This is a genomic window from Rhodococcus sp. 15-2388-1-1a (assembly GCF_002259145.1).
Taxonomy (GTDB): Bacteria; Actinomycetota; Actinomycetes; order Mycobacteriales; family Mycobacteriaceae; genus Rhodococcoides.
Map to the genome: position 1 here is coordinate 1 of NZ_NPFP01000047.1, position 17,840 is coordinate 17,840.

Consider the following 17,840-nt stretch of genomic DNA (forward strand, 5'->3'; position numbering starts at 1 on the left):
ATTCACGCCGACCCCGCTGTGCGTCAATGGACCACTACAGCGCTCAGACGTATGCAATGGTCCATTGACGCAGCAGCGGGGTCGGCGTGAATGGACCATTGCCGCGCTCAGACGTATGCAAGGGTCCATTGACGCGGACGGGTGAGACCGAACGAAGAACGTTTCGGGCTTATGTGGCGTCGGCGTCGATCGGCGGGGTGTCGCCGGCCGACAGTTTCGGCTCGTTCTTGCTCATCGACACAGTGCCGCCGGACGCATTGCCCGAGGACACGCCGTTCCGAGGCGTCGGGCCGCCCGGACTCTTCGGCTTGGCGTCGAAGGGCTTGCCCTTGAAGGTGTCCTCGAGTGGGTTCTTGAAGACCGAGTCGTCGCCGTCGAGCAGGTGCTTGGTGATCACTGCCCGCGGGGTCATGCCCCGGAGTTGATTGAGATCCGCGAGCGGTTTGCGGAGGTCCTCGAAGTCGGTACCGAGTTCGTCCTTGAGCTGTTGGCTCGCGCCGTTGGCGTAGTCCTTGACCTGACGGATGGACTTGGACACCCAGCTGATGGCGCCGGGGAGGCGATCGGGGCCGAGGATGACGAGAGCTGCTACGAGGAGAATGACGAGCTCTCCCCAACCGATGTTGCCGAACACGCCTGCCAGCCTACGTCGTCAGTCCGAAACCGGCGTGACGGAGAGGTCCACCAGCCGCCCCGACCGGACGAGTTGCACCGGAACCGGCTCCCCGATGGTCGTGGCCTGCACGGCGACGACCAGTTCGTCGGCGTCGCCCACGGCTCGGTCGCCGACCTTGGTGATGACATCGCCTTCGACGATTCCGGCCTGCTGGGCAGGGCCGTCGGCGCGGACGTTCGCCACTTCCGCGCCTGCCGAGGTGTCGTTGATGACCGAGCGGGCATTGATTCCGATGTCGGGGTGCCGCATGACTCCGTCCCGGATCAGTGACTGCGTCACCTCGAAGACCTCGTCGACCGGAATGGCGAAGCCGAGGCCGACCGATCCGCCGCTCTCGCTGCGGATGGCCGAGTTGATGCCGATCACGCGGCCCTCGAAGTCGATGAGTGGACCGCCGGAGTTGCCGGGGTTGATGGCGGCGTCGGTCTGCACGGCATCGATGACGGCGTTGGTGTCGGTGCCTTCACCCGACAGGGCGACGGGCCGATCGAGCGCGCTGACGATGCCCGAGGTGACGGTCTTGTTCAAGCCGAGCGGTGAGCCGACGGCGATCACGTCCTGCCCGACGCGAACGTCGGCGGAACGACCGAGTTCGGCGACGGTGAGGTTGCCGACATCGGTCTTGAGGACGGCGAGGTCGGTCTTGGTGTCGCGTCCGACGATGTCGGCAGGCACCTTGGTGCCGTCGGAGAAAGTCACTTCCAGGGTCGAGTTCTCCGGGTCGGATGCGGCCAGTGAGATCACGTGATTGTTCGTGACGATGTAGCCGGCACCGTCGATGACGACGCCCGAGCCGGTGCCGCCGGTCTCGCCGAGCGTCACCTGGATCGAGACGACGGACGGCAGGACGGCGTCGGCGACCTTGCTGATCTGCCCGCGCGGGATGTCGTCGCCGCTGGACTGGGTCAGGGTCACTTTTTGACTGGTCAACGCCCCGGTGACCTCGGCGGTGAGGCGACCGAACAGCCCGCCGACCAATCCGATGACGAGGGCGAGAACGCCGAGTACGACGAGAGCTCGGACGGACACCGACCGACCGAACAGCACGTCGCGCACACCGAGTTTGGTGCCCGGTGGAAGAACGGGAGGAGGTGGGGAATCGAGCGCCGCGCTGCCGAGGGACACCCGAGCGGTTGGATCGCGCCACGGATCGGCCGGAGCCGACGGGGCCGTGTCGCTGTCGTCCTCGGCGTTCGGGTCGCGCTGCAGCGAGTCCTGGGCATCGTCCGGGCGTCCGAACGCCTCGGCGAGGATGGGATCGGGTGGACGAACCGATACGCGCGAGGGAAGTTCCTCGCCGGGCCTACGCGGAGAGAACGAACCGTCCACATCGTCGGGACGTCCGAACACCGAGGCCGACACCGGATCGACGGACGGCCGATAGACCGGACGCGGTGGCAACCGAGGACCTTCGGGACCGGTCCCTGCGCCCTCGAAATCTGCCGGGTCGGTGCCTGCGGTCTCGGTGCTGGTCGAATTCGATGTCACGCGTCCGGTTACCCCTCGCATACGTCGGTGTGAGAGTTCAGTATCACTCGAGCGGTCGGCGCGGCTCGATGCAGGTGAGAAGTAGTCGCGCAGATCTCGGTGCGATCAGCGTCGGCGACGGCGCACGTCGGCGACGGCGGACATGAAGGTTCGCTTGGTGTGGGACGGCCGATCCTCGCCCGCGCAGGACGGTATCTGGCTGAGCAGTCCGAGCAGAGAATGCGGCATCGACATCTCCCCTGCTCCGCGCAGTGCCTTCCGTGCCTGCTGCTGGGCCTCGACCTCGGCGGCACATTCGGGGCATTCGGACAGGTGGTCGGCTGCACGGAGGTAGGCCGGCATTCGCAATTCGCCATCGACGTACGCCGCGACGGCCTCACTGGCCAGATGTTCGGTGGAGCTGAATCGCCTCGGCTTGCGCGCCTGCGTCATCCAACCCTCCTCGTAGCTAGTGGACACTTGCGTGACCCGAGTCGACCTTCCCGTGCACTCGAAGGTACTCGCGTAGCGCCTGGCGTCCACGGTGAATGCGACTGCGAACCGTTCCGAGCTTGACGCCCAGTGTCGCACCGATCTCCTCGTACGACAGTCCTTCGATGTCGCACAGCACGATTGCGGCGCGGAACTCCGGTGCCAGCGAGTCGAGCGCGGACTGCAGATCGGGGTCGAGGCGCGCATCGTGGTAGATCTGCTCGGGGTTGGGCCGGTCGGAGGGGACGCGGTCGTAGTCCTCGGGGAGCGCTTCCATACGGATGCGGCTGCGCCGACGAACCATGTCGAGGAACAAGTTGGTGGTGATGCGATGCAGCCAGCCCTCGAAGGTGCCCGGCTGGTAGTTGGACAGGGAGCGGAACACGCGAATGAAGGTGTCCTGTGTCAGATCCTCGGCGTCCTGGGCGTTGCCGGACAGGCGGTAGGCCAGGCGGTAGACGCGGTCGCCGTGTTCGCGGACCAGTTCGTCCCAGGACGGCATGGTGGAGTCCTCGCCGGTCGCATCGAACACTGCGGTGCCGCTGAGATCGTCGGGCGCGGGTACGGACTCGGGTAGACGCGCGGTGTCGCGATCGCCGTTGATCTTGTAAATAGTTGGATCCTCCTGCTCAGGACTGCGTACGTCCTTCTGATTCAACCGACGACTACCCTCGGATGTTCCAGCTCACACTTCGCAATCGAGATGGACCTTCGATTCCTCCACAGCCTGACGGACCCGCGTGTGGGTCCGGTATGAAACAGCTGAGGCGCACCTGAGAATGTGCGCGTGAGAATGTGCCCTGGGCACGATAGCCTCGGGACGTGCCGACCAACGCCGAGAAGATGCTCGCCTACGCCGAAGACTCCGCTCAGGAGGACGAGGTTCTGATCGCAGCCAGAGAGCGAGCCATCGATCTGGGTGCCGCCCCGGTACCGCCGTCTGTCGGAGCCATTCTGTCGATCTTCACCCAGATGCTCGGCGCGAAGACGGTCGTCGAAATCGGAACCGGCGCAGGGATCAGCGGTTTGTGGCTGCTCGACGGGATGCGCGCGGACGGTGTCCTCACGACCATCGACACCGAACCGGAGCACCAGCGTGCGGCCCGAGAAGCGTTCCGCGCGGGGGGAATTGCGCCCTCGCGTACCCGGCTGATCAACGGCTGGGCCCTCGACGTACTCCCCCGATTGGCCGACGACACCTACGACTTGGTGTTCATCGATGCCAGCCCGGCCGACCACCCGCACTTCGTCGCAGAGAGTGTTCGACTCCTGCGCCCCGGCGGAGTTCTGGTGCTGCACAACGCGTTACTGGGTGGGCGCGTGGCCGACCCGACTCAGCGCGACGCGACCGCGGTGGCCGTGCGATCCGCCGCCCGGGCCATCGCGGAGGACGAGCGTCTGACAACGGTGCTGCTGCCCCTGGGTGACGGGCTGATCTGCGCGTCGAGAGCCTGAGCGGCTGCGCCGCATGTGAGTGGTAACTCGTAGCCTGCTACGAGGCAGGAGTGGAGCCCGCGAAACGACCCGAGGGCTCCACCACTCACATGCCGCAGGCTCCTAGATCCAGACGCCCTTGCCGACGGAGACGACTCCCCCGGCGCTGACGTTGAAGCGCTCGCGATCGCGCTCGTGGTCGACGCCGATGATCTCGCCGTCGCCCACGACGACGTTCTTGTCCAGGATCGCGTGCCGCACCACGGCACCCTTACCGATCTTGACGCCGGGCATCAGGACGCTGCCCTCGACCGTCGCGCCACTGTCGATCATGACGTTGGAGCTGAGCACCGAGTTGCGGACCGTGGCGGCGGACAGGATGCAGCCGGCACCGACGACCGACTCCTGCGCCAAGCCGCCCTGGACGAACTTGGCGGGCGGCAGGTTCTCGGCCGATCCGCGGATGGGCCAGCGGCGGTTGTAGAGGTTGAAGATGGGGTGCACCGACACGAGGTCCATGTGGGCGTCGTAGAAGGCGTCGATGGTGCCCACGTCTCGCCAGTAGCCGCGATCGCGTTCGGTGGCACCGGGAACGACGTTGTCGTTGAAGTCGTACACCGAGGCGACGCCCGCTTCGACGAGTGCCGGAATGATGTCGCCGCCCATGTCGTGGTCGGAGTCGACGTTCTCGGAGTCGGCCTTGATGGCGTCCACGAGCACCTTGGTGGTGAAGACGTAGTTGCCCATGGAGGCGTAGGTGACGTCGGGGTCGTCGGGGGTGCCGGGCGGTTGAGCCGGCTTCTCGAGAAACTGGGTGATCTTGCCGTTCTCGTCGGAGTCGATGCACCCGAACGCGAATGCCTCGCTGCGCGGAACCCGGATACCGGCAACGGTGACGCCTGCACCGGAGTCGATGTGCTGCTGCACCATCTGCTCCGGGTCCATCCGATAAATGTGGTCGGCACCGAACACCATGATGTATTCGGGGTCCTCGTCGTAGACCAGGTTCAGTGACTGGAAGATGGCGTCGGCGCTGCCGGTGTACCACCGGGGCCCGAGACGCTGCTGTGCGGGAACCGGGGTGATGTACTCCCCGGCGAACCCGGACAGTCGCCACGTCTGCGAGATGTGGCGGTCCAGTGAATGGGACTTGTACTGGGTGAGCACGCAGAGCCGGAGGTAACCGGCATTGACGAGATTGCTCAGTACGAAGTCGATGAGTCGGTAGGCGCCCCCGAAGGGAACGGCTGGCTTGGCTCGGTCCGCGGTCATCGGGTAAAGGCGCTTACCCTCTCCGCCGGCAAGCACAATCCCTAGTACGTGCGGTTGTGTCCTCACCCACTCAACCTATCCGCACCGAGAGAACCTTGCTAGCAGTACACGCACAACTGCTGGGGAATGTAGGTTCGTTCACGTGCGCGTAGCAATGATGACCAAGGAATATCCCCCGGAGATCTACGGTGGCGCAGGAGTTCATGTCACGGAGTTGACCGCGCAGCTGAAATCGCTGTGCGACGTGGACATCCACTGTATGGGCGCGCCGCGCGACACAGCGCAGGTGCACGACCCCGATCCCGCACTCGCCGGAGCGAATGCTGCGCTGACGACGCTGTCGGCAGAGCTGCGGATGGCGAACGCCGCAGCCGACGCGGACGTGGTGCATTCACACACCTGGTACACCGGCCTCGCCGGTCACCTCGCGGCCGAGTTGTACGACGTCCCCCACATCCTCACCGCACACTCCCTCGAGCCGCGACGGCCGTGGAAGGCCGAGCAACTCGGCGGCGGCTACCGCATCTCGTCGTGGTCGGAGCGCAACGCCGTGGAATACGCCGACGCCGTCATCGCCGTCAGCGAGGGCATGGCCAAAGACGTGCTCGACGCCTATCCGCGACTCGATCCGAGCCGGGTTCATGTGGTGCGCAACGGAATCGACACGCAGCGGTGGTTCGCCGACCACGGCACCTCGACCCTCGACGAGATCGGCGTGGATCGAAGCAAGCCGATCGTCGCGTTCGTCGGGCGCATCACCCGACAGAAGGGCGTCGGACACCTGATCGCGGCGGCCCACCACTTCGACCCGTCGATCCAGCTCGTTCTGTGTGCAGGCGCCCCCGACACTCCGGAGATCGCCGCGGAAACCGAGCGGGCCGTGGCGCTGCTCGCCGAGCAGCGCAGCGGCGTGTTCTGGGTCAAGGACATGCTGCCCACCGACAAGATTCGCGAGATACTCACCGCAGCAGCCGTGTTCGTCTGCCCCTCGGTATACGAGCCACTCGGCATCGTCAACCTCGAGGCGATGGCCTGCGAAACTGCCGTCGTGGCGTCGGATGTCGGCGGCATCCCCGAGGTCGTCGACGACGGCCGCACCGGACGCCTGGTGCACTACAACTCCTACGAACCAGACGCCTTCGAGCGGAACCTGGCGGACACGGTCAACCAGGTAGCCCTCGACCCCGCACTCGCGGAAGCGATGGGCAAAGCCGGCCGCGAGCGAGCCGTCGCCGAGTTCTCCTGGGCGTCGATCGCGAAGCAGACTCTCGCCGTCTACAACGACGCTCTGGCGCGGCGGCGATAGGTCGATACCGTCACCGATGCGGTGACCTCGGTGGTTTCCGGTAGCTGCGCCAGCGCCGCAGACCGCGCCTCGGGGTCACCGTGACGCACCGACGGGCCCATACCGATCAGAGCCTCGATGTCGTTGTGCGAGAGCATCATCGAGTATTCCATCGGAGATTCGTCCACCGGCTCGAACAGGCCGGACAGCGACTCGCTCAGGCGGCGAGTCTTGTCCTCCTCGACGCCGATCAGACCCAGCGGCCCCCGCAGCTCACGCTGATGCCGGGACGTCGGCGTGACGACCACCAGAACGCCGTCGTCGACGAGAACCCGATGCAGTTCACCGGCGTTGCGCGGTGCGAACACGCACGTCACCGCGGACAGAGCACCCGATCGCACCGGCAGTCCGCTCCAGATGTCCGCGACCACGGACCCCAGCCTGGAATGGGACCGCGCGGCGCGCCTGGCCGCGAACTTCGACACGTCGACGCCTATGCCCCTGGCGTCGGCATGGGCGTCGAGAACAGCCGCGAGGTAGTGACCGGTTCCGACCCCGACGTCGAGCACCACCTCACTGTCCGCCGGGACACCCGCCGAGACCGCTGCGGCGATCGAGTCGAAGTGCCCCTCCCCCAGGAACACGTCGCGCGCCGCGATCATCTCGGCCGAGTCGCCGGTGAACTTGCCGCCGTCACCGGTCAGCAGACTGACGTAGCCCTGCCGAGCGACGTCGAACGAGTGCCCTCGATCGCACCACAGCGTCCGATCGGTGTCGCCTGCGCCGAGCCCGGAGTCGACCTCACGCACTCGGCACTGCGGACACAGCAGCACGTCCACGATGTCGGTCAGCATCCGACTCCTCCTTCATCCCGACTCTGCCGGACGCCACAGTCGTGAACACAACACAAAGCCCCGCTTGCCGGTACGGCGAGCGGGGCTGAGCGATGATCGATCGACAGGGCGATCAGCCGGTGACACCCTTCAGTTCGTCACCGAGTGCTGCGGCCTCGTCGGGGGTCAATTCGACGACCAAGCGGCCGCCCCCCTCGAGCGGGACACGCATGACGATTCCTCGTCCCTCTTTGGTTGCTTCGAGGGGACCGTCCCCGGTCCGGGGCTTCATCGCCGCCATCCTCTGCTCCCTCCAGATCTGCGCCCACCAGCTCGGCGCCTAGGCCAAAAAGATAAATTCGTCGCGGGGCGACGGGTGTTGTCACCTATTCTTCCCTATCCCCGTCGATACCGGGAACCGGAGTCGGTATTGACGACCTGCACCCAGCACCCCGACAGGTGATCGTCGACCATTCCGGTGGCCTGCATCAAGGCGTACGCGGTTGTCGGACCGACGAAGCGCAGGCCCCGCCGCTTGAGCTCCTTGGCCAGAGCCGTGGACTCCGGAGTCGAGGCGGGTACATCGGAGAGCTCGGTCAGGCGCGCCGGCCTGGGTTCGGGAGCGAAGGACCAGAGCAGGGTGTCGAGGTCGGTGTCGTCGAGATCGACGATGGCGCGCGCGTTGCTCACCGCTGCGTCGATCTTGAGCCGATTGCGCACGATGGACGCGTCGTTCATCAGCCGTTCCACATCGGCCTCGCCGAACCGGGCCACCAGCTCCGGATCGAAACCGGCGAATGCGGTGCGGAAACTGTCACGCTTGCGCAGGATCGTGATCCACGCCAGACCCGATTGGAACGCTTCGAGACACAGACGCTCGTACAGCTCGTTGCGGCCGTGGAGCGGCTGTCCCCACTCGATGTCGTGATAGTCCCGGTACAGGTCGTCGTCGGTGGCACCCCAGGGGCAGCGCAACCGGCCGTCCGGTCCGGCGACCGCGCTCATCGCTCGTCCGGTTCGGCCTCGACCGGGGACGGGGCAACCGTGTCCTGCAGCTGCTGTGCTGCCGACAGCCGCGAACGGAGCATGTCGATCTCGCCGCCGAGTCGCTGCAGCGCCCAGTCGACCTCGCTCGGCTTGTAGCCCCGCAGGGTCTGCTGAAACTTCAGCGCGTGCACGTCGGCACCGGTGACGCCCTCCGCGGGCAGAACGGTCGCGGTGGTTCCCTCGGGCAGCGGGCCCAGTTCCTCACCGCGACCGAACACCGCTGACGCCACGAAGAACAATGCAGCGGCGACGACGGCAATGACGACGACGTAGATCAGCAGCGTCAACATGCCACGATCTTGTCACGTCCCTCGGACACGCTATTTCAGCGAGTTCATCGCCGGTCGGTCCAGCAACGACACCTCGGTCGAGAACGGCTCGAACGAGTCACCGTCGACCCGGAACTGCATCAGACCGGCACCGGAATCGACCATCCCGCACCGATTGAGCATCGTCCCGACGATCTGCCTGCTCATCGCCCCGAGTTCGACCAGCGGGCGGTTGCGGTGCTTGCGCACACCCAGATTCACCTGGCCGATCGCCCGTAGCCCGAGCCTGTCGTACGTGTCGAGCAACAGCCCGATCTCCACGCCGTAGCCGGGTGCGAACGGCACCGCGGACAGCAGCTCGCGCGTACCGGCGTACTCGCCGCCGAGGGGCTGAATGACCCCGGTCAGCTCGGGCCGCAGAGCAGCGAGCAGCGGCCTTGCCACGAGTTCGGTGACGCGTCCACCGCCGTTGGCGTCCTCGGTTCCACTCGTCCGCAACGGACGGCGGTAGTAGCCCTTGACGAGGTGGATGCCGTCGCCCATCAGCAGGGGGCCGAGCAACTTGGGCACGAACGCCGGATCGGGGTTGATCAGGTCCGAGTCGACGAACGCGATGAGGTCGCCGGTCGACGCGGCGACCGATCGCCACAGCACCTCGCCCTTGCCAGGTACGGGGTCGACGCCCGGTACCGCTTCTTCTCGGCTGATGACACGTGCACCGGCCGCTGTCGCGCGCACGGCCGTTTCGTCGGTGGACCCGGAGTCCAACACGATCAGCTCGTCGACGAGGCCACCGAGCAACGGGTGGATCGTGTCGATGACGGCGGCTACCGTCTGTTCCTCGTTGAGTGCCGGGAGTACCACCGACACCGTTCGGCCCGCTTTGGCGGCCTCGAGCTCGGCAATGGTCCATTCGGGGGTGTCCCAGCTGTTGGTCTCGGACCACGCTCTGGTCACGTCCGTTCGATCTGCGAGTGTCATGCCAGACCCCTGACCGTCCGCGCCGGGGTTCTCAGACCCTGGATCGCTGCCACCATGTCCACGACTCTTCTGGTCGACGCAACTTCGTGCACCCGGAACATTCGGGCTCCGCCTGCTGCGGCCAATGCTGTCGCTGCCAATGTTCCCTCCAACCGGTCGGCGAGCTCTACACCTAGAGTCTCGCCTACGAAGTCCTTGTTGCTCAGCGCCATGAGCACAGGCCACCCGGTGTTTACAAGATCGTCCACGCGACGCAACAACTCGAGCCCGTGATAGGTGTTTTTCCCGAAATCGTGCGTCGGATCGATAAGAATCGAGTCTTTTTTCACCCCCTCCGCGACGGCGTTCTCGGCGGCGGCGGTGACTTCGGCGATCACGTCGGCCACCACATCGGCGTACCGAACCCGATGCGGGCGAGTACGAGGCACCGCACCGCCGGTGTGCGAGCAGACGATGCCGACCCCTTCGGCGGCAGCGACGCGCACCAGCTCCGGGTCGGCCCCGGCCCACGTGTCGTTGATCAGATCCGCTCCGACGCCACAGGCCAGTCGAGCGACCTCGCTGCGCCAGGTGTCCACACTGATCAGCAGCTCCGGATACGCGTCCCGGATGGCCTCGACGAACGGAACGACGCGGCGGATCTCCTCCTCGGCATCGACGATGTCGCCGGGGCCGGCCTTCACACCACCGATGTCGATCATGTCGGCACCCTCTGCGACAGCCCGGTGCACCGACGCCATCGCAGCATCGTCGCTGAAATTCGCACCCCCGTCGTAGAACGAATCGGGGGTGCGATTGACGATGGCCATGACCAATGCGCGATCGTCGGCGACCGGTTTGCCGCAGAGGGTGCTCATGAAATCAATAGTGGCACGCGCGCATCTTTCGAGTGCTCAGCCCTTGGGTGCCTTACCTGCGGCGACCTCGGCGACGTACCCGTCGTACGCCTTCTCGTAGCCACCGGACTTGCCGCGCAGCACGTACAGGTCGCTGTCGCTGTCCTCCTCGTAGCCGAGCTTGCGCAGGGCCACCTTCTGACTCTTGAACGTCGACGTCTGCTCGAGACTGTCGACGACCCTGACGAAGAGCGGCACCGCGTACGTCGGGAGTTTGTCGTAGAGGTGCTCGGCCATCGTCTTGCCGTCGAAGGTCTCGCCCTCGCGCAGCGTCACCGCAGCCATGCCGGCTTTGCCGTCGGTTCCCTCGATGTCGACGCCGTACACGACGGCCCCGTCGATCGACGAGTGCCCACCGAGGGCTCCCTCGACCTGTGTGGTCGCGACGTTCTCGCCCTTCCAGCGGAAGGTGTCACCGAGTCGATCGACGAACGCGACGTGCATGAAGCCCTGCTTGCGGACCAGGTCGCCGGTATCGAACCACGCGTCGCCGTCCTTGAAACCGTCGCGCACCATCTTCTTCTCGGTGGCCTTGTCGTCGGAGTAACCGTCGAACGGTGCCCGGTCGGTGATCTTGGACAGCAGCAGTCCGACCTCGCCGTTGCCGACCTTGCGGAGCTTGCCGTCCTGGCCGCGCTTGGCCTTGCCGGATTCCTCGTCGTACTGGACGACGGCGTACGGCAGCGGGCAGATGCCTGCGGTCTTCTTCATGTTCAGGGCGTTGATGAACGCGATGTTGCATTCGCTGGCGCCGTAGAACTCGGCGACGCGGGAGATTCCGAATCGCTGAGTGAACTCTTCCCAGATCTCCGGGCGCAGTCCGTTTCCGACGATCAGCTTGACCGAGTTGTCTCGGTCGGAGGGCTTCTCCGGCTGAGTCAGCAGGTAGCGGCACAGCTCACCGATGTAGGTGAACGCGGTGGCCTTGTTGACGCGGACGTCGTCCCAGAAATTGCTCACCGAGAACTGCTTGCCGATGGCCATGGTCGCGCCACCGGCGAGCACCGAGGACAGAGTCACCGTCAGGGCGTTGTTGTGGTAGAGCGGAAGGCAGCAGTAGATGACGTCGTTGCTGCGCAGCCGCACACCCATGTTGCCCAACCCGGACATCGATTTGAGCCAGCGGAAGTGGCTCATCAGGCTGGCCTTCGGCATGCCGGTGGTGCCCGAGGTGAAGATGTAGAACGCCTTCTCCTTGGCCTGGATCTCGGCGGTGACCTTCGGGTTGGCCGTCGACGCCGTAGCCGCGAGCTCGGCCAACTTCTTCAGCGGCAGAACTGCTCCGACCTTCGGCTGCCCGTCGAGCGAATCGAGAGCTTCCTGTGCGTTCTCGTCCAGTACGAGGACGGTCGCGTCGAGAATGCCGAGGCTGTGCTCGAGCACGTCACCGCGCTGGTTGTAGTTCAGCATTCCCGCGGTGGCACCGAGCTTGACGGCAGCGAGTGCGGAGAAGAGCGCCTCCGGGCGGTTCTTGCTGAGGATGCCGACGACGTCGCCGCGCTTGACTCCGTGGTCTGCGAACACTGCGGCGTACTGGTTGACGAGCTCGTTCGCCTCCCGGTAGGTGATCGACTCACCCTCGAACCGCACGAACGGACGGTCGCTGTTCTTCGCGGCGGCGTCCTGGAAGATCTGACCGATCGACGCTTTGTGGTCGGGCTTGCGAGTGAATCCCGCCAGGCCCTTGAGCAGGCTGGGCACCTCCGTCACCATTTTCGGCAACGCGACCGCGAGGTCGGTCACTCCAATTTTCTGACGGGCATCGACAGCCATGAACTCCCCTTTGAAGACGATGTGAGATTTCTTACCCTACTTGAGGGTAACAACTTTGAGCATCTCTCTTCACGGCCGCGCTTTATGACCTGTCACAACGTTGCGCATGCATTCAGAGCTGCATCGACGGTCGTCGTTCTGACCAGGGCGTCCAGAGCGCGCTGTTGCACGAATCCGGTCTCTCGCAGGCCTTCTATCCACTGCATCATGCCGTCGAAATGTCCGAATGGGTCGAGCATCACCATCGGCTTGCTGTGCATGCCCAGGTAGCCCGCAGTCCATGTCTCGAACAGCTCCTCCAACGTCCCGATCCCACCCGGCAAGGTGATGAACGCGTCGGCGCGGTCCTCCATGATCTTCTTCCGCTCACGCATGGTGTCGGTGACGATCAGCTCGTCGGCGTCGACATCGGCGACCTCGCGGTGCACGAGCGCTTTCGGAATCACGCCGACCGTGTTGCCGCCCGCTGCTCGCGTCGCCGCCGCGACCGCGCCCATCATCGAGACGTTGCCGCCACCCGAGACGAGCTGCCAGCCTCGTCGACCGATCTCGGTGCCGACCTCGCCGGCCAGGTCGATGAACGACGCGTCGACGGGGCCCGACGCGCAGTAGACGCAGACACTGAGCAAGCGTTCGGTCGATGCACGATCGCTCACTGCTGGGCCTCGCGGACGATCCGGACGGCCTCGTCGACGCTGTCGGTGCAGTGGATCAGTTCGAGGTCCTTCTCGGACACCTTGCCTTCTTTCACGAGAGTCGTCTTGATCCAGTCGAGCAGTCCCGACCAGAAGTCCTTGCCCAGCAACACGATCGGGAACCTGGTGACCTTGGCCGTCTGCACCAAGGTCAGCGCCTCGAAGAGTTCGTCGAGAGTACCGAAGCCGCCGGGTAGACACACGAACGCCTGGGAGTACTTCACGAACATGGTCTTGCGCACGAAGAAGTAGCGAAAGTTGACGCCCAGATCGACCCATTCGTTCAGGCCCTGCTCGAACGGCAACTCGATCCCGAGTCCGATCGAGTACCCGTCGGCCTCGCTCGCACCTCGGTTGGCCCCTTCCATCGCCCCTGGACCACCACCGGTGATGACGGCAAAGCCCTCCTTCGCGAGAGCGGCTCCGAGTTGCCGGGCTCGGGCGTACTCGGGATGGTCTGCGGGGGTGCGCGCCGAACCGAACACGGTGACGGCCTTCGGGACCTCGGCGAGGGCACCGAATCCCTCGACGAATTCGCTCTGGATACGCAGCACTCGCCAGGTGTCGGAGTGAATCCAGTTCCCTGATCCTCGCTCGTCGAGCAGGCGCTGATCCGAGGTGGACGTCTCGGTGTTCCGGCCACGCCTGAGCACGACGGATCCTTTGTGCTTGGCCGGCTTCTCGGTGCCGGGTTCCTCGAAACCGCCTGGGTCCTGGTCGCTGTTCATGGCGTTCAGGCTATCCGGCAGAGAGGTAGCTCCGGAGAACCTGTGTGACGTGGGTGATCTGCTCGACGGGTACACGCTCGTCGCGCTTGTGAGCGAGATTGGGGTCGCCGGGTCCGTAGTTGACCGCCGGGATACCGAGCGCCGAGAACCGGGAGACGTCCGTCCAGCCGTACTTGGCTCGGAACTGTCCGCCCGCGGCTTCGATGAGTGCCGCCGCTGCGGGTCGGTTCAGACCGGGAAGCGCCCCGGGCGACGAGTCGGTGACCTCGAAGCCGAGATCCAGTCCCTCGACCACCTCACGAACGTGTTCGACGGCGTCGTCGACGCCGCGATCCGGCGCGAAGCGAAAGTTGACGTCCAGTTCGGCCGCGTCGGGAACGACGTTGCCCGCGACCCCACCGGAGATCCGGACTGCTTGCAGCCCTTCGCGATACACACAACCGTCGATGTCGACGGTGCGTGCCCGATACGCAGCGAGTCGGTTCAGCACCGCACCGAATTTGTGAATTGCATTGTCACCCAACCAGGATCGGGCACTGTGGGCCCGCGTTCCCGACGCCGTCAGCCGAACCCGCAGCGTCCCTTGGCAACCGGCCTCGATGAATCCGCCGGACGGTTCGCCGAGGATCGCGACGTCCGCAGCAAGCCATTCGGGAAGTTCGCGCTCGATGCGACCCAGTCCGTTGCGGGCGGCCGCGATCTCCTCGCAGTCGTAGAACACCAGAGTCAGATCGTGAGCAGGGTTGTCGATCGTGGCCGCGAGGTGCAGGAACACAGCGTCACCCGACTTCATGTCGACAGTTCCGCACCCGTGCAGAATGTCGCCCTCGGCGCTGTCGTGCTCGCGCCTGGACGGCACGTTGTCTGCGATGGGAACCGTGTCGAGATGCCCGGCGAGCATCACCCTCGACCCGAGTCCGCGGTTGGTTCGGGCCAGAACGGCGTTGCCGCTTCGGATGATCTCGAAGCCCGTGGTCTGCTCGCGGAGCGCCTTCTCCACCTCGTCTGCAATGCGCGATTCGTCCTCGCTGACACTGGGGATGTCCACCAGTGCCGCGGTGAGGTCTATCGGGTCGGCATTCAGTTCGAGCGTCACGGGAGAAAACTCTAGGCCGTGGATCCCGGAATCTCGCGGACCACGCCGTCGAAGCCCGCACCGAACAATCGTCCGCTCGAGAATCCCTGGTCGGAGCGGCCGTAGGTGACGACGCTGGTCAGCCGAGTTCCGGTGCCGATGACACACGTCGCCCCCGGTGCATCGATGCGGACGACGGAGCCGCCTGCGTTGAGGGGCACCACCGGGCGTCCGGCATCGTCGAGGGTGAGCCCGTCCGGAGCCGCGAAGCTGTCCAGTCCCGACAGGTCGAGCACGCTTTCCGGTGCCGAGGGGTTGGCGATCGGGATCCGGCTGACGCCTGGGTTCACGAACGTGCGCGATACGTAGAGGTACCGGTCTGCGGCGTCGAGCACTGCACCGTTGGCACTGGGGAAGCTCGCCCACGCCGGGTCGACCGAACCGTCGGGACCGATCCGGCCGATGAGCGAGCCGAAGTCGTTGGTGGCGTACACCGTTCCGTCGGCGGCGACCGCAAGTCCGTTGGCTGCGCTCAGACCGGTCGCGAACGGGGTGACGGTGAGAGTGTTCACGTCGAGCCGAACGATGCCCGCGGCCTTGACGATGTCTCCGACGAAGACGCGGGGGTCGGCTCCGTAGCCGACCAGCAGGGTGCCGTCGGGCATCCATGCCAGCGCGCCACCGCCGCCGCTGGGGACCGTCGCGATGGGGTACGCGGCCTGTCCGGGCGCGTCGATGCGGTACACCCGGCCCGAGACGATGTCGGTGACGTAGGCGCGGCCCGACGCGTCGACGGCCAGGCCTTCGAGAGCTGCCCCGGGGATTCGCGCGACCACGGCCGACGAACCGCCGGCTCCGGCGCAGTTGGGATCGGCGGCAGCGGTGCCCGAACCGACAACGGCACTGCTCACGGCGATCAGCGCCGCAGCGATCACCGTCACTGCCGAACGCGTACGTGTGGACTTGCTCGAACTCATGACGTCCCCCAGACTCGGCGACCCCCTGTCAGCCGATGGGCATGTCTACCACGCGCCTGTGACAACCAAACCCAGGGCGATTCCGAGGACGATCGTCGTGGCCAAGGTCGTCACCAATCCGGTGAAGGAGACGCCGCCGGCCATCACCGAGGTCACTCCGCGACTGCGGGAGGCGGTACGGGTGGTCACCGGAGAAACTCTGTCAGCTTCCCCGCCGCCGACGCGTCCGCCGGCGTCCCGATGCGATCACGCTCGGCAGTCGAACCGATAACGAACCGACGCTTCGCCCGAATCGCGGTGCACCCACAATCCGCGCGCCCGACACGGCGGGCAGAACAGTCCCCGACCGGAGCCGTTGCCGAGCCCCCACCGCATTCGGCCCACCGCGTATTCTTCGTCCCGTGAGCGCACATGGAGCATCAGCAGTAGGTATCGCCAACATCACGACGTCGGGCGTTGTTCTCGACACCTGGTTTCCGAGCCCGGAGCTCGGGACCGGCTTCGAGACCGGCACCACCCGGCTCGAGGGTTCGGACGTCCCCGAGGAGCTGGCCGCTCTCGTCGGATCCGACGAGGCTCGCGGCGTCGAGGTGGTCGCAGTGCGCACCAGCATCGCCTCCCTCGACGACGCCCCGATCGACGCCCACGACGCGTATCTGCGACTGCATCTGCTCTCGCACCGGTTGATTCAGCCGCACGGGCAGAATCTCGACGGAGTGTTCGGCCTGCTGGCCAATGTGGTGTGGACCAACTTCGGTCCCGCAGCGGTGGACGGTTTCGAGACGGTGCGCGCGAAGCTGCGCGCCCGCGGTCCGGTGACCGTGTACGGAGTCGACAAGTTCCCACGCCTGGTCGATTACGTCGTTCCCACTGGAGTTCGTATCGCCGACGCCGACCGCGTTCGCCTCGGCGCGCACTTGGCCAGCGGCACGACGGTCATGCACGAGGGCTTCGTCAACTTCAATGCCGGCACGCTCGGCAACTCGATGGTCGAGGGTCGCATCTCCGCGGGTGTCGTGGTGGGCGACGGTTCCGACGTGGGCGGCGGTGCGTCGATCATGGGCACGCTCTCCGGTGGCGGCAAGAACGTCATTTCCGTCGGGAAGAGCTGCCTGCTGGGTGCGAACTCCGGTCTCGGCATTTCGCTCGGTGACGACTGCGTCGTCGAGGCGGGGCTGTACATCACGGCAGGCACGAAGGTGAGTGGTCCGGATGGGACAGTGGTGAAGGCGGCAACATTGTCCGGCAAGTCCAACCTGCTGTTCCGTCGCAACTCGCTCTCGGGCGCGGTCGAGGTGGTGCCGTGGAAGGGCACCGGCGTCGAACTGAACGCGGCATTGCACGCCAACGACTGAGAGTCCACTTCACTCGAATCAGGCTGTAGAGCAACCTCTTCCAGCCCCGCACCGTGTTCTCGGTGCGGGGCTGGAGTCGTTGTGTGGACGGTGCGCTCGGTTCAGGCGATGTGGGGGCCTGCTCGGGCGTGCGATTGTCTGGGTTGTCGGTAGGGGTCGACGGTTGCTGGCGGTACGAACCAGGGGTGGTTGTCGGTGCCGATGAACACTTCCCAATCGGAGTGGTGGATGAGGCGGTGGTGGAATCCGCAGAGCAGAACCAGATTGTTCATGTCGGTGGGGCCACCGTCGCCCCAGTGCCAGATGTGGTGTCCTTCGGTCCAGGCGGCGGGTTTTCCGCAGCCGGGGAACGCGCAGCCGTGATCGCGGGCGGTGAGGGCTGTGCGTTGTTTGGCGGTGACGGTACGGGCGGTGCGGGCGAGGTTCAACGGGTTGCCGTTCTCGTCCATCACGATGGCAGTGAGGACACAATCACACGCCAACTGCCGGGAAGTATTGCGGGACAGCGGTCCCATCCACGGCAGCCACCCGACCGAAGTGCCGTCGCCGAACAGGTCGCGATACGCGCCACGATCCGCTGGAAGA

21 protein-coding genes are annotated in these 17,840 nt (G+C 65.7%); 3 read left to right on the forward strand and 18 right to left on the reverse strand.

Features of this window, described 5'->3' with window-relative positions; translation table 11 throughout:
• Positions 1-169: 169 nt before the first annotated feature.
• The 4 genes from tatB to sigE form a co-directional block, all read right to left on the reverse strand.
• A complete protein-coding gene (gene tatB / locus CH302_RS26480; RefSeq protein ID WP_037191555.1) occupies positions 170-634 on the reverse strand; it encodes a Sec-independent protein translocase protein TatB in 465 nt (154 codons plus the stop codon).
• A gap of 18 nt (positions 635-652) precedes the next feature.
• Positions 653-2,185: a S1C family serine protease gene (locus CH302_RS26485; RefSeq protein WP_371828447.1), complete on the reverse strand. Its 1,533-nt coding sequence runs from the start codon at positions 2,183-2,185 to the stop codon at positions 653-655.
• An 84-nt stretch (positions 2,186-2,269) separates the two neighbouring features.
• Complete coding sequence (locus tag CH302_RS26490; protein ID WP_037191683.1) at positions 2,270-2,596, reverse strand: anti-sigma factor family protein; 327 nt, start codon at positions 2,594-2,596, stop codon at positions 2,270-2,272.
• A 16-nt stretch (positions 2,597-2,612) separates the two neighbouring features.
• On the reverse strand, positions 2,613-3,239 hold the full coding sequence (gene sigE, locus CH302_RS26495) for an RNA polymerase sigma factor SigE (protein ID WP_052047749.1): 627 nt from the start codon (positions 3,237-3,239) through the stop codon (positions 2,613-2,615).
• A gap of 239 nt (positions 3,240-3,478) precedes the next feature.
• Between sigE and CH302_RS26500 the strand changes: the two genes are divergently transcribed.
• A complete protein-coding gene (locus CH302_RS26500; RefSeq protein ID WP_032375949.1) occupies positions 3,479-4,090 on the forward strand; it encodes an O-methyltransferase in 612 nt (203 codons plus the stop codon).
• Between the two features lie 102 nt (positions 4,091-4,192).
• Here the strand turns inward: CH302_RS26500 and glgC are convergent, their stop codons facing one another.
• The gene (glgC, locus tag CH302_RS26505; RefSeq protein WP_037191552.1) at positions 4,193-5,407 is read right to left on the reverse strand and encodes a glucose-1-phosphate adenylyltransferase; all 1,215 of its coding nucleotides are present in this window, start codon (positions 5,405-5,407) and stop codon (positions 4,193-4,195) included.
• 76 nt (positions 5,408-5,483) lie between these two features.
• Here glgC and glgA point away from each other — a divergent pair, with 76 nt between their 5' ends.
• Positions 5,484-6,647: a glycogen synthase gene (gene glgA, locus CH302_RS26510; RefSeq protein ID WP_037191550.1), complete on the forward strand. Its 1,164-nt coding sequence runs from the start codon at positions 5,484-5,486 to the stop codon at positions 6,645-6,647.
• Here glgA and CH302_RS26515 read toward each other — a convergent pair.
• The 12 genes from CH302_RS26515 to CH302_RS30325 form a co-directional block, all read right to left on the reverse strand.
• Positions 6,617-7,480, reverse strand: a complete 864-nt coding sequence (locus CH302_RS26515; RefSeq protein WP_037191542.1) for a methyltransferase domain-containing protein — start codon at positions 7,478-7,480, stop codon at positions 6,617-6,619. The two genes, glgA and CH302_RS26515, sit on opposite strands and share 31 nt — an antisense overlap.
• Positions 7,481-7,592: 112 nt before the next feature.
• Positions 7,593-7,760 (reverse strand): DUF3117 domain-containing protein, encoded by a 168-nt coding sequence (locus CH302_RS26520; RefSeq protein WP_008714277.1) that lies wholly within the window; start codon positions 7,758-7,760, stop codon positions 7,593-7,595.
• A gap of 95 nt (positions 7,761-7,855) precedes the next feature.
• The gene (locus CH302_RS26525) at positions 7,856-8,464 is read right to left on the reverse strand and encodes a DNA-3-methyladenine glycosylase I (protein WP_037191541.1); all 609 of its coding nucleotides are present in this window, start codon (positions 8,462-8,464) and stop codon (positions 7,856-7,858) included.
• The gene (locus CH302_RS26530; protein ID WP_037191540.1) at positions 8,461-8,796 is read right to left on the reverse strand and encodes a DivIVA domain-containing protein; all 336 of its coding nucleotides are present in this window, start codon (positions 8,794-8,796) and stop codon (positions 8,461-8,463) included. The genes CH302_RS26525 and CH302_RS26530 overlap by 4 nt, the downstream gene beginning before the upstream one ends.
• 30 nt (positions 8,797-8,826) lie before the next feature.
• Entirely contained in the window at positions 8,827-9,756 is a 930-nt protein-coding gene (locus tag CH302_RS26535; RefSeq protein WP_032394090.1) for a glucosyl-3-phosphoglycerate synthase, read from the reverse strand.
• On the reverse strand, positions 9,753-10,613 hold the full coding sequence (gene folP, locus CH302_RS26540) for a dihydropteroate synthase (RefSeq protein ID WP_037191539.1): 861 nt from the start codon (positions 10,611-10,613) through the stop codon (positions 9,753-9,755). Before folP ends, CH302_RS26535 begins: the two co-directional genes overlap by 4 nt.
• Positions 10,614-10,649: 36 nt before the next feature.
• Positions 10,650-12,425 carry a long-chain-acyl-CoA synthetase gene (locus CH302_RS26545; protein WP_037191538.1) on the reverse strand — a complete coding sequence of 592 codons (1,776 nt, stop codon included), beginning with the start codon at positions 12,423-12,425 and terminating at the stop codon, positions 10,650-10,652.
• Between the two features lie 92 nt (positions 12,426-12,517).
• Complete coding sequence (locus tag CH302_RS26550; RefSeq protein ID WP_176460785.1) at positions 12,518-13,081, reverse strand: TIGR00730 family Rossman fold protein; 564 nt, start codon at positions 13,079-13,081, stop codon at positions 12,518-12,520.
• Complete coding sequence (locus tag CH302_RS26555) at positions 13,078-13,848, reverse strand: TIGR00730 family Rossman fold protein (protein ID WP_037191537.1); 771 nt, start codon at positions 13,846-13,848, stop codon at positions 13,078-13,080. The genes CH302_RS26550 and CH302_RS26555 overlap by 4 nt, the downstream gene beginning before the upstream one ends.
• Positions 13,849-13,858: 10 nt before the next feature.
• On the reverse strand, positions 13,859-14,944 hold the full coding sequence (gene dapE, locus CH302_RS26560) for a succinyl-diaminopimelate desuccinylase (RefSeq protein ID WP_094633865.1): 1,086 nt from the start codon (positions 14,942-14,944) through the stop codon (positions 13,859-13,861).
• Positions 14,945-14,955: 11 nt separating this feature from the next.
• The gene (locus CH302_RS26565) at positions 14,956-15,900 is read right to left on the reverse strand and encodes an SMP-30/gluconolactonase/LRE family protein (RefSeq protein ID WP_037191536.1); all 945 of its coding nucleotides are present in this window, start codon (positions 15,898-15,900) and stop codon (positions 14,956-14,958) included.
• Positions 15,901-15,945: 45 nt separating this feature from the next.
• The gene (locus tag CH302_RS30325) at positions 15,946-16,089 is read right to left on the reverse strand and encodes a hypothetical protein (protein ID WP_155292927.1); all 144 of its coding nucleotides are present in this window, start codon (positions 16,087-16,089) and stop codon (positions 15,946-15,948) included.
• A 212-nt stretch (positions 16,090-16,301) separates the two neighbouring features.
• Here CH302_RS30325 and dapD point away from each other — a divergent pair, with 212 nt between their 5' ends.
• Positions 16,302-17,255 carry a 2,3,4,5-tetrahydropyridine-2,6-dicarboxylate N-succinyltransferase gene (gene dapD, locus CH302_RS26570; RefSeq protein WP_037191535.1) on the forward strand — a complete coding sequence of 318 codons (954 nt, stop codon included), beginning with the start codon at positions 16,302-16,304 and terminating at the stop codon, positions 17,253-17,255.
• A 101-nt stretch (positions 17,256-17,356) separates the two neighbouring features.
• On the opposite strand, the gene CH302_RS26575 is transcribed toward dapD, so the two are convergent.
• Positions 17,357-17,840 (reverse strand): HNH endonuclease signature motif containing protein (locus tag CH302_RS26575; protein WP_141216735.1); only part of this gene is annotated, 484 nt, incomplete at its 5' end.

Bases quoted from the DNA above. Each gene is read 5' to 3' on its own strand.
- folP (WP_037191539.1), bottom strand. From the start codon at position 10,613: ATGAGCACCCTCTGCGGCAAACCGGTCGCCGACGATCGCGCATTGGTC.
- CH302_RS26485 (WP_371828447.1), bottom strand. From the start codon at position 2,185: ATGCGAGGGGTAACCGGACGCGTGACATCGAATTCGACCAGCACCGAG.
- CH302_RS26545 (WP_037191538.1), bottom strand. From the start codon at position 12,425: ATGGCTGTCGATGCCCGTCAGAAAATTGGAGTGACCGACCTCGCGGTC.
- CH302_RS26520 (WP_008714277.1), bottom strand. From the start codon at position 7,760: ATGGCGGCGATGAAGCCCCGGACCGGGGACGGTCCCCTCGAAGCAACC.
- CH302_RS26525 (WP_037191541.1), bottom strand. From the start codon at position 8,464: ATGAGCGCGGTCGCCGGACCGGACGGCCGGTTGCGCTGCCCCTGGGGT.
- CH302_RS26490 (WP_037191683.1), bottom strand. From the start codon at position 2,596: ATGACGCAGGCGCGCAAGCCGAGGCGATTCAGCTCCACCGAACATCTG.
- CH302_RS26555 (WP_037191537.1), bottom strand. From the start codon at position 13,848: ATGAACAGCGACCAGGACCCAGGCGGTTTCGAGGAACCCGGCACCGAG.
- CH302_RS26515 (WP_037191542.1), bottom strand. From the start codon at position 7,480: ATGCTGACCGACATCGTGGACGTGCTGCTGTGTCCGCAGTGCCGAGTG.
- CH302_RS26565 (WP_037191536.1), bottom strand. From the start codon at position 15,900: ATGAGTTCGAGCAAGTCCACACGTACGCGTTCGGCAGTGACGGTGATC.
- CH302_RS26530 (WP_037191540.1), bottom strand. From the start codon at position 8,796: ATGTTGACGCTGCTGATCTACGTCGTCGTCATTGCCGTCGTCGCCGCT.
- CH302_RS26500 (WP_032375949.1), top strand. From the start codon at position 3,479: ATGCTCGCCTACGCCGAAGACTCCGCTCAGGAGGACGAGGTTCTGATC.
- CH302_RS26535 (WP_032394090.1), bottom strand. From the start codon at position 9,756: ATGACACTCGCAGATCGAACGGACGTGACCAGAGCGTGGTCCGAGACC.